This window comes from Acinetobacter pittii (genome assembly GCF_034064985.1).
GTDB lineage: Bacteria > Pseudomonadota > Gammaproteobacteria > Pseudomonadales > Moraxellaceae > Acinetobacter > Acinetobacter pittii_H.
On the sequence record NZ_CP139249.1, the window covers coordinates 3,218,554 to 3,233,286 of the forward strand.

Consider the following 14,733-nt stretch of genomic DNA (forward strand, 5'->3'; position numbering starts at 1 on the left):
ATGAAATGACAATTGACAGACAGATAATTTATAAAGTCAAACGTGCTTTATTCTTTTCAAAAATGGCTGGACCAATGCCCTTTACGTTTTTAAATTCATCAATATTTTTAAAGCCACCATTCTTTTGACGGTATTCTACAATCGCTTGTGCCTTTTTCTCACCAATACCTTTTAGCTTTTGAAGCTCATCAATATTGGCTTGATTCAAGCGAATTTGTCCTGACGAATCAGTCATAGCTGAGCTTTTTGAAACATTAGAATGAGAGGCATATTGCATGCTCAACTTCTGATCATACATCTGTTGCTTAGCCTTCCACTCCTTAAAATTTTGATCAAAAGATTGAGCCTGAACTAGTGTTGATGAGATCAGGCTCCAAAATAAAACAATGAAAATATAGTGTTTATTCTTCCAAAGATTCATGCTGAGCTGCATGTGTTTTTTCCCCTAACTTTAACTGCCGCTTTGCCTGATTCCACAATTCATCCATTTCAGACAAAGTCATGTCTTCTAATGTTCTTTGCTGTTTTTGCGCTTGATCTTCAATAAAAGCAAAACGACTTCTAAATTTATGTATTGTTGATAAAAGTGATGTTTCACTTGAAATCGCAAGTTTACGTCCAACATTGACTAATGAAAATAAGCAATCGCCAAATTCGTCTTGAATTTCATCAATATTTTTATTTTTTAATGCCTGCTTAAATTCATCTAACTCTTCTTCTAGTTTTTCATAAGCATCTTCTACTGTTTCAAAATCAAACCCAACCTTAGCAACATTTGCTTGTATTTCTTGTGCCTGTAATAGGGCTGGTCCATGTTTAATTTCGTCCAACCTTGATTGTGATTTTCCTTGTTTTTCTTGCTGTTTAATTTTTTTCCAAAGTTCACTGACTTGTTCTGGGGTTAAATTATTAAATTGATCTGCCTGAAAAACATGGGGATGACGACGAATTAGCTTTTCACTTATTGCCTCAACAACATCTTGAAAGTTAAAAGCACCTTGCTCACTAAACATCTGTGATTGAAATACAACTTGTAATAACAAATCGCCAAGCTCATTTCGGATTTCATTCATATCGCCTTGACGAATAGCCGCTTCGACTTCATATGCCTCTTCAATCGCATATTTAGTCAATGACATTGGGGTTTGTTGTTGATCCCACGGACATTTTTCACGTAACTCTTGCATAATTGTAAGCAATTTATCCATGGTAACCCTCAAGTTTAAAAAGTCGGTCAGTAAAACTAAGATTTTAATTTGCTATGATCAAAATCAAAGCGATTAAATCAGTCGCACTATTGTACTGAGAAAGAGAAAAAATATGGGACACAGTATTCTGATTAGTGGCGCCGCTCAAGGTATTGGGGCTGAAATTGCACGGGTATTCTACAAACAAGGATATAAAGTAGGCATTTATGATATTAATGAGTCGCTTGCTCAAGAACTAGCAAATGACATAGGGCCAAATGCCCGTGCCGGCTATCTAGATGTAAGTGATTACAGCCAGTGGCAACACATATTAAAAGAATTTACCGAGTGGGCTGGTGAACTTAATATCTTGGTAAATAATGCAGGTATTTTATATTCTGGCGCTTTTGAAACGACTGATATTAAAGCTCACCAAAGAACAATAAATATTAATGTAAACGGCGTAATCAATGGCTGTCACGCTGCTCTACCCTATTTAAAGCAAGCGTCTTTTGCACGCGTCATCAACCTCTCTTCAGCCTCTGCAATTTATGGGCAAGCTGATTTAATCTCTTATTCAGCGAGTAAATTTGCGGTTCGCGGAATTACCGAAGGTTTGGATGTGGAGTGGAAAAAATACGGTATTCGTGTTTTAGATGTGATGCCGCTATTTGTACAAACTGCAATGGTTAACAATATGGATGCAGGCACTATTCAAAATATGGGGATAGATTTAACCCCAAATGATATTGCTCAGCAGGTACTTACGCTTGTCGAGAAAAAAGCTCATTTTTGGACGCCTACTCACACTCCAGTGGGTATAAAAACCAAACTGCTTTATCAGCTCTCAACGTTGAGTCCTCAGTTTCTAAATCGACTCACCAATATTTATTTATCAAAAAAATAATCCAAAATAAAAAAGACTGTCATTTGACAGTCTTTTTACTTAATTTATTAAACGCCTTGAATCATGCGTCGAGCACTAATGATTCCCGGTTGTTGCTCTAGGCGAGCCAATAAGCGAGAAAGCTGTGCTAAACCTTTAACCTCAATTAACAGCTTCATATTGGCAATACCATCTGCCTCAGAAATTGTATTGACCTGACGAATATTGATTTGGTCAGAGAAAATCACTTGAGTTAAGTCTTTAAGCAGGCCACGACGATCATAAGCTTCCACCACAATCTGAACGCTTTGACCACGTGTTGGTTGCATTTCCCAATCAGCTTCAACAGCACGCTCTGGCTCTTGCTTAATCATACGCTGATAGTCTGAACAAATGACTTTGTGGATGCTAACACCACGGTTCAAAGTAATATATCCAGCGATTGATTCACCATGCACTGGTTGACAACATTGAGCAATGTGAAGCTCTACATTATCTAAACCATCAATTAAAATTCCATGTGCTGATAGCGTATGGCTGGCACGCGGATTCAATGTTGGTTTAAGTACTAGCTCAGGCTCATCCTGATCTAGATGCATTTGGCGATTCACCTGATTAATCAGGGCATGTAAGCTAATATCACCACTAACCAGGCTCACCAAAATATCGTCACCCGTCTTCACATTAAAGTGTGACGAATAATCGTTCAAATCGATACTTTTTGGATGAATCGCTAGACGAGCTAACTCTTTATTAAGCAGTTCTCGGCCTACTTCAAGGTTTTTACTACGGTCTTGCTGTCTAAACCAATGACGCAACTTGTCACGTGCACGAGAAGTTTTAATATAACCTAAAGAATTCACCAACCAGTCACGGTTTGGTTCCCGATCTTTCTTAGTTAAAATTTCAACCTGTTCACCCGTTTTTAAAGTATAGGTAAGTGGTACATAACGCTGGTTGACCCGCGCTGCATAACACTTGTTCCCTACTTCTGTATGTACATGATAGGCAAAATCTAAAACTGTTGAACCACGCGGCAGTTCTTTAATATCACCATCACGACTGAAAACATAAATCTTCTCAAAGCCTTCAAAGTCTTGTAACTGTTCAAATCCTTCTGTTTCATCTTCATTTTGATGTACTGTCGTGTCATTACGTTCTTGATAGTGTTCTAAAACAGCACGCAACGAATGCAAACGATGGTTAAAAGAATGGTCAGTATTCTTTGAACCTTCTTTATAATTAAAGTGTGAACAAACACCTAACTCTGCTTCATCATGCATTTCATGAGTACGAATTTGCACTTCAAGAGATTTATTTTCAGCAATTACAGCCGTATGTAATGAGCGATAACCATTTGCTTTCGGGTTGGTAATATAGTCATCAAACTGATGTGGAATATGGCGCCAGATTTGATGTACGATACCTAAAGAGTGATAACACTCTGGCACACTATTTACCAATACACGCAAAGCACGAATGTCATAAAGTTGGTCGAAGCTCAGGTTTTTGCTCTTCATTTTTCGATAAATCGAATAAATGTGTTTTGCACGACCTGTAATTTCAGCTTCGATGCCGTAAGACGCTAACTCATTTTTCAAACGGTCAATGACGAACTGAATATAATGCTCACGCTCTAAACGCTTTTCATTGAGTAATGAAGCAATCTCTTTGTAACGATCTGGTGCCAAATAGCGAAATGCAAGATCTTCAAGTTCCCATTTAAGCTGAGCAATACCAAGTCGATGTGCCAACGGCGAATAAATAGTAAGAATTTCACGCGCTACACGTTCTTGGCGTTCACGAGAGGAATTTGCAAGCTCTCGCAAAGAATAAGTACGCTCAGCAAGTTTAATTAAAACAACACGAACATCTTCGGTCACCGAAATCAGCATTTTATAAATGCCGCTTAAATGTTCTCGTTGATTATTATTAAAGTGATCTTCTAACCGTTTATTTTTTTCAATAAGTTCTGAAAGTTTACCCATTGCCAAAGTACCTTTGACAAGGTTGTAAACTTGCTCCCCGAATTTCTGTTTTACTTCTTCTATATCGGTAATGCCTTCACGCACACTACGATAAAGCATTGCTGCTGATAAAGTATCTTCATCTACATGGAGATGTGCCAGAATGTCGGCCATTCCAACGCCTGTAGCAAAAGTATTGGAACGATGATTAACCGTTGAGTCTAACTCTTTTTGCAGGGTTAAATGAGCGACTTTTTCAAGTTGTTCAAGCTCCGCCCCATCTAATATTTCACGCACCCGATCCAACCATGAGGCTAAACCGATTTGCGTTTCGGCGGCATGCTCTACAGTCGTTTCCTCTGACAACTCGGTTAGTTGTTCAGGTAACTGTTCACGTACTGTGACCATACCATTCTCCTCAATATGTAACTCATGTTTTTAATCGTTTATCTCTTGAATTTTTTCAAATAGTGCAATGGATTCAACATGTTCGGTATGCGTAAACATGTCCATCACTGCTGCTTTTTTTAACTGGTAACCATATTGGACCAAAACACCCGCATCCCTTGCCAGTGTAGCTGGATTACATGATACATAAACGATTCTTTTTGCTCCAAAATTTGATACATACTGCATAATTTCATATGCACCAGCACGAGGAGGATCAATCAATAATGCATCAAATCCTTGATTCGCCCAAGAATGATGCGAAAAATCTTTTGTTAAATCTTGTGAAAAGAAGGTCGCCTGCACCAAACTATTGCATTTTGCATTAGCTGTTGCCCGCTCCACCATTTCCTCACTCCCTTCAACACCGACAACCTGCCCACTCTCACCAACACATCGTGCTAACGGAAGTGAGAAATTGCCCAAACCGCAAAATAGATCAAGTACCTTTTCACCTGGTTGCAATTGAAGCAATTCACATGCCAATTGAACCATTTGTTCATTTACTGTGGCATTGACCTGAGTAAAATCCAATGGCGAAAAAGCAAAATTTACATTAAACCTTTCTAAGGCATAATGTAAACGTAAAGCACCTTGTTCATCATCAATACGACGAATGCTTTCTGGACCTTTAGGTTGCAAATACAACTGCCACCCTTTGTGTAACGCAAATTGCTTTAATTGGTTGACATCAGAATTGTTTAATTTTTCTACATGACGAACCAATAAAGAAATTTCATTATCACCTTTTGCTAATTCTACATGACCAATGTGCGCTTTGCCTTTTAGACTTTGGAGTAAAGTACGTAACTCAGGCAGACTATTTGATAAGTTTTTATCCAAAACACTACAGCTATGGATCGAAGTTAGACGATTACTATGATGTTCGCGAAATCCCATAATTAAGCGATCTGGTTTTGGCAAATAGCGCACGCCTATTCGAGCACGACGACGATAATCGCTTTGTAAAGATCGAATCGGTTCTAGCCATTGTTCAGGTTGAATACCTGCAAAATGCTGTAAATGTGACTGCAGTACATTTTGCTTTAAACGGATTTGTTCGTCAGGATGGATATGCTGCATGCTACAGCCACCACAAACACCATAATGAGGGCAAATTGCCTCAATACGATGTACTGAAGGCTCTCCTAACAACTGCAACATCTCAGCCTCTTCGAGGCGCTTCGCTTGATGGGTAATCCGAGCCTTTACAGTTTCTCCAGGCAATGCATAACGAATAAAAACTTTTTTGCCATGCTTATCTGCCGGATGATCTGGATGAGAACCATAATGCGCAATTCCTCGCCCCTCATGAGAAAGTGTTTCAACCTGAAAAATATATTCAGGTTGTTGGAGGGTGCGAGATTTGGCTTGTTGTTTCAAAGGATGAACCTAAAAATCTGAAGAATTAAAATAGTGAGAAGTAAATTCAGTATGTTTTGAAGTACGTTCCCATACTTCAAGAAAATCGGCCTGCTGAGGGATAGTCTGTAAATATTCAATACTCGAACTGATCCAGTGATTATGCTCATCTGCATTTAATTGGCCTTTTAGCACTAGCCAACGCAAATAAATAAACCATGTATTGAGCACATCCCCTTCACAGTAGCTAGTCAATTTTAACCACTGTTGATTACGGACATATTCAGGCACATGATAACCCGACTCACCACGCTTACCTGGTAAGCCTAAAATACAGGCAATATCATCAAGCTTTTGGAAATTACGACCATTAAACATTGCCATCACATCCATTAAATCGATGTGGCGATGGTGATAACGGTTTTGGTAATTATTAAAACGTTTTTGGCTATCAATTTCACCTTGATCAAATAGACCCGGTGCAGAAAGCCCATGATACATTGCGCGAAATAGAATGACAGGTAAATCAAATTGTGAGCCATTCCAACTCACTAAAGTCGGATGGCGTTTGTCAAAAATTGATAAAAACTTCTGTAAAATTTCGGCTTCAGAATATTGTTCTCGACTAAAAGAAAATAATCTAAAACCAGACTCATCCACCCATAAGCCAGAGATACAAACGATTTCATGTAAAGGCAAACGCTGAAAGTCCATACCTGATTCTTGGCGACGGATTTTTGTGAGCGCTTGCTCTACATCGGTCTCAGGTAAATCAAGATGATATAAATGCGCTCCCGCTTTTAAATCAGTTAAAGTTTCAATATCAAAAACTAAGGTAGGGAAACGCATGATTTCTCTCAATTATGAGTTATCGTCCTGTACTGAAAACAGTCCTGTAGATAAGTAGCGGTCACCACGATCACAGATAATGCAAACAATAACAGCATCCGGATTTTCTTCTGCAATTTTTACTGAAGCCCACACTGCTCCACCAGAAGATGTACCTGCACTAATTCCTTCCTGACGCGCTAAACGGCGAGCCGTTTTTTCCGCTTCAATTTGCGGAATATCCATAATTTGATCAACGCGCTTTGGTTCGAAAATCGTAGGTAAATATTCTTGTGGCCAACGGCGAATGCCAGCAATATTTGAACCTTCAGAAGGCTGTAAACCAATAATTTGAATATCTGGGTTTTGTTCTTTTAAATACTTAGAAACACCCATAATGGTACCGGTTGTACCCATTGAACTCACAAAATGAGTAATCTTCCCACCTGTTTGCTTCCAAATTTCAGGGCCAGTGGTGAGGTAATGAGCTTCGACATTATCTGGATTACCAAATTGATTAAGGACCAGACCTAGACCTTCAGCTTGCATTTGCAAAGCCATATCTCGTGCAGCTTCCATATTCGGTGCTTCAATCAATTCTGCGCCATAAGCACGCATTGCATCCTTACGCTCCTGACTTGAATTCCCCGGCATAATTAATTTCATTTTATAGCCACGCATTGCAGCAACCATTGCTAAAGCAATACCCGTGTTTCCACTGGTTGCCTCAATTAAGGTATCTCCTGGCTTAATTTGACCACGTTTTTCTGCCTGCATAATCATGTTATATGCTGGACGGTCTTTTACAGAACCTGCCGGATTATTACCTTCCAATTTTGCTAAAACCGTTGCCTGCGTGTGACACGCCAAGCGCTGCAAACGGACTAGAGGTGTGTTACCTACATAGTGATCTAACAAAAATTCGTCGGCTAAAAAATCAGGTTGTGTATTACTCATGATCAACACCTATATCGAGGTGGGCCTATTGTATGAAAAAATGCTCGGTACTGCACCCATTTCAATATGCTTTTTCATGAAAGCGATTAAAGCTCGGTCATTTATAAAATGCCGTCTGTTTTAAAATAAAGCGTGATAAGATGCCGTACAGAGAGATAAATCTGATGTAGCCATGTCTAATTTCAATAAAACCTTATCGAAACGCTTACGTCTGAATCATGCATATGGGCAATTAATTGCTCTGATTTTTGTGCCTATTATGATTTTAACGTGCGTTGGTGCTTTTCTGGTTTTAACTGAAACCTCACATTCAGTAAAACAACAACAGCTACATCATGCCTCTGCAATTTTAGCTCGCTATAATCAAATCGCGATCGATTTATATAAGCTGGTTGAACTAGAACCCGATGAATATGATCACGCTCAGCACATCATGCAAAGCATGTTTAGTGAAAAAAATTTAAAACGTGCTGCTTTAATTGACAGTAATGGCCAGACCTATTTAAGTATCGGTTATCGCGACAATCGCTACTGGCCAAACTTCAAACAAAACAATAATTTTTTTGGGCCCATCTCTTATAACCACAACAATATTTATGGACAGCGGATTAGCGACACACCCGGAAAAGCACCTGTTTGGCTTGTTATTGAAATGGATAATCAGCCATTAGAACTGGCTCGTTACCGTATTCTAATCGCCCTCGTCATTACTGGATTAATGACCTTACTGTTACTTTTACTTTGCCTGAATTTTTATTCACGTCGCTGGATTGCGCCGATGTATGAAATTCGCATGCAGTTGCAACGTTTAAATGCTGACACACTAGACCAGCACATGGTAATTAACAGTACTGGTGAATTACGCTTATTACAGCGAGATATTGCAAATGTTGTTAAACGATTGCACTTTAGCTTTTTAGAGTTAAAAGAACATACTGAACAAACCGAAGAAGACTTACGTAGAACTTTAGATACTTTAGAAGTTCAAAATATTACCTATCGTCAAGCACGTGACCAAGCGATTTCATCGAACCAAGCCAAATCAGTTTTTCTTGCCAATATTAGTCATGAGCTTCGGACCCCTCTAAATAGTATTGATGGCTTTATTCATTTATTACTTCGTCAACAAAATCTAAATAACGAACAAAATCTTTACCTGCAAACTATTCGCAAATCATCAGCCCATTTATTGGCATTAATTAATGATGTATTAGATTTCTCAAAAATTGATGCAGGTAAATTAGAGCTAGAAACAGCACCGTTTGATTTAGAAGAAGCTGTCTTTGATGTCATGGATATGTTGTCTCCACTGGCTGCCCAAAAGCATATCGCCATGGCTTTTTACTATGCCGACAACATTCCACAACAAGTGATTGGTGATGCTTTACGCTTTAAACAAATTCTGACTAACTTGATTTCGAATGCGATTAAATTCACTCCAGATGGCGAAATTATTGTTCGTGTTCGTATGGAACATGATGATATCGGGCAATGCCTACTTCATTTTAGTGTTCAAGACAGTGGTATTGGTTTAAGCGGCACTGACCGTAAAAAATTATTTGAATCATTCTCGCAAGGTGATGCATCCGTTACACGTCAATTTGGCGGTACAGGTTTAGGTCTTGCGATTTCTAAGCAGCTTGTTCATCTCATGCATGGCCAAATTGGTTTTGAGGATAACCAAGAACGTGCTCCAACAGAAAAAGGCTCGACCTTCTGGTTTACCGCACAATTTGTTGTAGATGAAGATTACGAGATTGAACACCCGCACTTTGAACATTTACAAGTGGTGTCTTATCTTGCCCACCCTGCTACCGCAAGTGTTTTACGTTACTATCTTGAAAACTATCATGTTCCTCACATCGAGACACAATCGATTCTGGACTTATTTAGTCGCTTAAAACATCTTGATCAAAAAGATAATACATGGCTCATTGTTGACCACAGCGGCGATACTGAAGCCTTATTAAAAGAAATCCGTAGTCGTTATCAAGGTAATTTGGCAGTTTATGGCTATCAAATGACGCTTGAGCCAAATATGCTCAATGAATATCGTGCTCGCCCTCTCTATCAACCATTAAGCCGAAGCGGACTCATTCAATTATTAAATGATCAACCTATTTTTGAAGAGGAACAACAAGACTTTAATGGGCAGGGTTTACACATTCTGGCAGTCGACGATCACTTACCTAACTTAATTGTGCTAGAAGCCCTGCTAGGTGAGCTCAACGTTAGAACAACTAAAGCTCTCAGCGGTCAAGAAGCCCTGAACCTTATCCAAGAGCGAATTGATCAAAAACTCAAACCATTTGATTTAGTGTTCATGGATATTCAAATGCCTGTTATGTCAGGTATTGATACCACTCGTGCCATTCGTTCACTAGAGTCAACTTTAGATGGTGAAATGCAGCTTCCAATTATTGCATTAACAGCCCATGCCCTTGCTGATGAAAAGCAAAAACTACTCAAAGTCGGCATGAATGACTATGTCACCAAGCCAATTCAAATGGAACAAATTATCCAGATTTTAACGCAGTGGACTAAAAACAACTTTGCAGCAAAAGCGCTAGAGAAAGACCATCATGTCGTTGCAGAAGCTCTAGATCCGCAAATTTTAAACTGGCAACAAAGCTTGCAACTTGCAGCAAATAAAGAAGACTTAGCTCAAGACTTACTTAAAATGCTAGTTGATAGTTTCCCAACTGAGCTAGATGAAATGCAGCAGCTCATTGAACTTGAAGACTTCCCTCAACTTGAGCATGTTTTACATCGTCTTTATGGCGCTACTCGCTATGTAGGTACTCCAAAGCTCCAACAAGTAACAGGTGACTTTGAGCAATTTATTTCAACACTACGTAAAGAACGCCGTATAGCAGATGAAGGCTTCATTGAAGAAGTTATGAGACGCTTCGACGAGTTAGGACTTGTTGTAAAAGAAGTGGAAAGTGCAGCCCATCAAATCTTGGTAATTCCTGACTAACATATCTACAAAATAGGCATGACTGGGCTGTCATGTTTCCAAATTACAGCCATGCTATGCTCCGCTTATCGATAAAAAAAGAAGCGGAAATCTCATGGCACTCTTACGTATTGAAAAAAATAATGGCATTGCAACGGTATATTTAAACCGTCCTGATAAACGCAATGCTATGAGTTTTGCCTTATTAAAAGAACTTGTTTCAACAGCAAAAACCATTAAAAAGGACCGTGATATTCGCTGTGTGATTTTGACAGGTGAAGCACAAGTATTTAGTGCCGGAATTGATTTGTCTGACCTTAATAATCCAAAAAACTCTGCTTTTGCTATTTGGGAGCTTGTTAAACCAGGCCAAAGTCTATTCCAAAAAGCATTCCTGATTTGGCAAAATTTACCTGTACCTGTGATTGCGGCACTTGAAGGATATTGTTTTGGCGCCGGGATGCAACTTGCCTTAGCAGCCGACATTCGAATTTCCCATCCAGACACTAAAATGTCGATTATGGAAAGTCGTTGGGGCTTAGTTCCGGATATGGGACTTACTCGCTCATTAAAAGGCTTAATTGGCGTTGACCTTGCAAAAGAACTCACCTTAACCGCTCGCGTTTTCGATGGAAATTATGCAAAAGAAATTGGTCTTGTAACTCATTTAAGTGACTCTCCACTAGAGAAAGCCAATGAAATTGCAGCTGAAATGTTACAGCGCTCACCAGATGCGCTCACTGCGGCAAAACGTGTACTCGATGCGATGGAGCACCAACCAGAAAAATCATTACGTTTAGAAAAAATCTGGCAACTTAAATTATTACTTGGTAAAAATAGCAAACTTGCTCGTAAAAAAGACAAACATCCGGAAGTTAATTTTTTACCACGCCAATATAAATAAAGAGCTTAGATTATGAATTTTGATCGCAACACCCCTATTGCTTTTTTAGGTATAGGATTGATGGGAAGCCGCATGGCAACCCGTCTTATTCAGGCAGGTTTTCAAGTTGCTGTTTGGAACCGAACCTCTTCTGCATGTGAAGAACTGATTGATATAGGCGCACAGCCTTTAGATCTTATAAATATTGGCGAATATCCTGTTATTTTAACTTGTCTCGCAGATGACAAAGCCGTACAAAGTGTATTTGAGCAAATTCAGCCCCACTTAAAAGCTAAACAGGTGATTGTTGATTTCTCAAGTTTATCTGTTGCTGCAACAAAAAAACTTGCTCAAGATGCTGCCACGCATGAGATTACTTGGATTGATTCTCCTGTATCGGGGGGAACAGCTGGAGCAGAACAAGGCACACTTGTCATTTTTGCAGGCGGTGATGCTCAAACAATTACAGAATTAACGCCTATTTATAATGTTCTATCTCAACGTGTAACGCGAATGGGAGATACAGGAACTGGTCAAGCCACCAAAATTTGTAATCAACTCATCGTCGCAGCCAACAGCGCGCTTATTGCAGAAGCTGTCGCGCTTGCAGACCGAGCGGGTGTAGATACAACTTTACTCGCTCCAGCCTTAGCAGGCGGATTTGCAGATTCAAAACCTTTTCAAATTCTGACGCCACGCATGGCAACTCATACATTTGAGCCTATTCAGTGGAAAGTTCAAACATTATCTAAGGATCTTAACAACGCAGTAACATTGGCTAACAATGTTAATTTAGACATCCCCGTTGCACAAAAAGCTCTATTACAGCTACAAACTCACCAAAAAAATGGCTTTGCCGAGAAAGATTTAGCTACTATGATTCAATTAATAGAGCAAAAATAAACGGAGTTTGAGTATGGGTCGTCTTGCAGTCAATTTATCCATGATTTTTACCGAAGTTCCTTTAATTGAACGCTTCGCTCTGGCTCATGCACAGGGCTTTGAATATGTAGAAATTCAATTCCCCTATGAATTGACGATTGACGATATTCAAACTCAACTCGAACGCTACAATCTCAGTCTTTGCTTAATTAATGTGCCTGCTGGTGATCTTATGCAAGGCGGGAATGGTTTAGCAGGCATACCCGGTCAAGAAGCCGCTTTTCATGAAGCTTTAGAATTGGCTATACGCTATGCCACTGCTTTAAACGTTCCTCGTGTTAATATTTTAGCGGGTAAACAACCGCTTGATGCAGACTTGCTTCCTTGTTTAAAAACATTAGCAGCCAATCTAAAACTTGCCTGCAATTTACTCGGTGAACACGGTATAGAGCCTGTTTTTGAAATGATTAACGGCACTGATATGCCACGCTTTTTAGTGCAGAACATTGCACAAGCACAGGAGATGCTCGAAGCGGTTAACCACCCTGCTCTCAAAATGCAGTATGACTGCTATCACATGGCGATGATGGGTGAAGATGTACTTGAAGGTTTACAAGAGAATATTAACTCAATTGGACATATTCAATTTGCTGACTGCCCGGGCCGCCACGAACCCGATACCGCTCAAATTCCTTATGAACAAATTTTTTCTTGGTTAAAGCAAAGCTCATATCAAAATTATATTGCAGCAGAATATAAACCTGAAAATGCTTCAAATCAGTCGTTTACATGGAAGAAAAAATACTTTTCTGATGATGTAAATATATAAACTGTTACGACTTCTGTTTGAAATTTAGCGCGAAAACCACTATATTAGATAGTGAGTAATTGTCAGGAAAATATACCCTATATGAATTTAGAACCATCGCCCAGCGTGTCTAATTCTCACGATTTCGCAATGAATACCTCAAATAAAGACGTACAAGCTTGTCTCAAAGTCGTCCACGACGCTTTAGTTGATGTAAAAGCAAAAGATATTCTCCAGTTAGATGTTAGCTCAATTAGCAATGTCGCTGATGCTATTGTAATTGCAAGTGGTACTTCTACTCGCCATGTCAAAGCACTTGCTGACAATGTTGCAGAAGAAGCTCGAAAAGCCGGTTTCCGCCCGATTGGTGTTGAAGGTGAACGAGATGCAGAATGGATCTTAATTGATCTCGGCTTTGTTGTAGTACATGTGATGCTACCAACAGCTCGTAAATTCTATGATTTAGAAAGCTTATGGCGTACCACTCCGGAGTCGGTTGCTTAAAATTTTGCTTTTAAAAAAAGCGGCTCTTTTGAGCCGCTTTTTTGTTTCTCTAATAACAATTTAGCCCCTTTTAAATATCATCTACTATCTCTAAGAAACCAATTATCACTTACAACCAAAAATTGACATGACAAATTGTCAGAATTCCAGCACTATACCAATTCTTATAGTCTCATCAATAAATAGCATAACTGGAGCACTAAAAAGTGAAGATACTCATTACAGGCGCCAACACAGGGATTGGTTTTGCCACAGCAGAACAACTTGTTAAACAAGGACAACATGTGATTTTGGCTTGTCGAAATCCACACAAAGCGCAAGAGGCACAAAACAAACTAAGCTCACTTAACCAAGGACAAGTCGATGTCGTTTCTCTCGACTTAAACAGTCTTGAGTTAACCAAAAAAGCAGCAGATGAAATTGCAGATAAATATGGCAACCTTGACGTACTCATTAATAATGCAGGCTTATTTTCCAAAACAAAGCAACTAACCACAGAGGGTTTTGAGCAACAATTTGGGGTTAATTATTTGGGCCATTTTTTACTCACTCAAAAATTAATTCCAGTTTTACAACAGTCCTCTAAAGCACGAATTATTCATCTAGCTTCGATTGCTCATTGGGTTGGCTCAATTAAACCCAATAAATTTCGTGCAGAAGGTTTTTACAATCCCCTGTTCTATTACGGACAATCAAAACTTGCAAATTTACTATTTAGCAATGCATTAGCAGAGCAATTAACTGGAAGCTCAATTACCAATAATGCATTGCACCCTGGCGGTGTTGCTTCTGATATTTATCGTGAATTACCAAAACCTGTCTATGCGGCAATGAAATTAGGCTTAGTCCCAACCTCAGTTCCAGCAAAGCTCATTACAGAAATGGCAACTTCTGAAGCATGGCAAAACCGCAACGGCGAATATGTCAGTGCACATATGCCAGACTGGAAATCATCACATGCTAAAAACCAGCAACTAGCACGCGACCTCTATCAACAGTCGATGGATCTTGTAGAAAAATTTCTTTAAAAATAGAGGTAAATAAAAAACCACCCGAAGGTGGT

General features: G+C 39.3%; 13 protein-coding genes. 7 read left to right on the plus strand and 6 right to left on the minus strand.

The annotated features are described in order from the left end of the window. Positions 1 to 28 precede the first annotated feature (28 nt). Together SOI76_RS15435 and mazG are read right to left on the minus strand one after the other, a co-directional pair. The gene (locus tag SOI76_RS15435; RefSeq protein ID WP_104080754.1) at positions 29 to 433 is read right to left on the minus strand and encodes a ComEA family DNA-binding protein; all 405 of its coding nucleotides are present in this window, start codon (positions 431 to 433) and stop codon (positions 29 to 31) included. Then, positions 402 to 1,208: a nucleoside triphosphate pyrophosphohydrolase gene (gene mazG, locus SOI76_RS15440; RefSeq protein ID WP_104080755.1), complete on the minus strand. Its 807-nt coding sequence runs from the start codon at positions 1,206 to 1,208 to the stop codon at positions 402 to 404. Before mazG ends, SOI76_RS15435 begins: the two co-directional genes overlap by 32 nt. Positions 1,209 to 1,320: 112 nt before the next feature. Between mazG and SOI76_RS15445 the strand changes: the two genes are divergently transcribed. Then, positions 1,321 to 2,094: an SDR family oxidoreductase gene (locus SOI76_RS15445; protein WP_104080756.1), complete on the plus strand. Its 774-nt coding sequence runs from the start codon at positions 1,321 to 1,323 to the stop codon at positions 2,092 to 2,094. Between the two features lie 47 nt (positions 2,095 to 2,141). Here the strand turns inward: SOI76_RS15445 and relA are convergent, their stop codons facing one another. Genes relA through cysM form a run of 4 tightly spaced genes read right to left on the minus strand, consistent with a single transcriptional unit; the run spans position 2,142 to position 7,634 of the window. After that, positions 2,142 to 4,448, minus strand: a complete 2,307-nt coding sequence (gene relA / locus SOI76_RS15450) for a RelA/SpoT family protein (RefSeq protein ID WP_104080757.1) — start codon at positions 4,446 to 4,448, stop codon at positions 2,142 to 2,144. Between the two features lie 30 nt (positions 4,449 to 4,478). Then, positions 4,479 to 5,870: a 23S rRNA (uracil(1939)-C(5))-methyltransferase RlmD gene (rlmD, locus tag SOI76_RS15455; protein ID WP_104080758.1), complete on the minus strand. Its 1,392-nt coding sequence runs from the start codon at positions 5,868 to 5,870 to the stop codon at positions 4,479 to 4,481. A 9-nt stretch (positions 5,871 to 5,879) separates the two neighbouring features. Then, positions 5,880 to 6,698 (minus strand): 3'-5' exonuclease, encoded by an 819-nt coding sequence (locus tag SOI76_RS15460; protein ID WP_032056063.1) that lies wholly within the window; start codon positions 6,696 to 6,698, stop codon positions 5,880 to 5,882. A 12-nt stretch (positions 6,699 to 6,710) separates the two neighbouring features. Further along, a complete protein-coding gene (gene cysM, locus SOI76_RS15465; protein ID WP_032056062.1) occupies positions 6,711 to 7,634 on the minus strand; it encodes a cysteine synthase CysM in 924 nt (307 codons plus the stop codon). Between the two features lie 172 nt (positions 7,635 to 7,806). Here cysM and barA point away from each other — a divergent pair, with 172 nt between their 5' ends. The 6 genes from barA to SOI76_RS15495 all read left to right on the plus strand — a co-directional run bounded on the left by barA (position 7,807) and on the right by SOI76_RS15495 (position 14,698). Continuing rightward, a complete protein-coding gene (gene barA, locus SOI76_RS15470) occupies positions 7,807 to 10,614 on the plus strand; it encodes an ATP-binding protein (RefSeq protein WP_032056061.1) in 2,808 nt (935 codons plus the stop codon). A gap of 94 nt (positions 10,615 to 10,708) precedes the next feature. Next, the gene (locus tag SOI76_RS15475; protein WP_104080759.1) at positions 10,709 to 11,497 is read left to right on the plus strand and encodes a crotonase/enoyl-CoA hydratase family protein; all 789 of its coding nucleotides are present in this window, start codon (positions 10,709 to 10,711) and stop codon (positions 11,495 to 11,497) included. Positions 11,498 to 11,509: 12 nt separating this feature from the next. Then, positions 11,510 to 12,379 (plus strand): NAD(P)-dependent oxidoreductase, encoded by an 870-nt coding sequence (gene glxR / locus SOI76_RS15480; protein WP_104080760.1) that lies wholly within the window; start codon positions 11,510 to 11,512, stop codon positions 12,377 to 12,379. A 13-nt stretch (positions 12,380 to 12,392) separates the two neighbouring features. Beyond that, positions 12,393 to 13,187: a hydroxypyruvate isomerase family protein gene (gene hyi, locus SOI76_RS15485; protein ID WP_104080761.1), complete on the plus strand. Its 795-nt coding sequence runs from the start codon at positions 12,393 to 12,395 to the stop codon at positions 13,185 to 13,187. Positions 13,188 to 13,268: 81 nt separating this feature from the next. Beyond that, the gene (gene rsfS, locus SOI76_RS15490; RefSeq protein WP_001047581.1) at positions 13,269 to 13,670 is read left to right on the plus strand and encodes a ribosome silencing factor; all 402 of its coding nucleotides are present in this window, start codon (positions 13,269 to 13,271) and stop codon (positions 13,668 to 13,670) included. Between the two features lie 206 nt (positions 13,671 to 13,876). After that, complete coding sequence (locus SOI76_RS15495; RefSeq protein WP_104080762.1) at positions 13,877 to 14,698, plus strand: SDR family NAD(P)-dependent oxidoreductase; 822 nt, start codon at positions 13,877 to 13,879, stop codon at positions 14,696 to 14,698. Positions 14,699 to 14,733 lie beyond the last annotated feature (35 nt).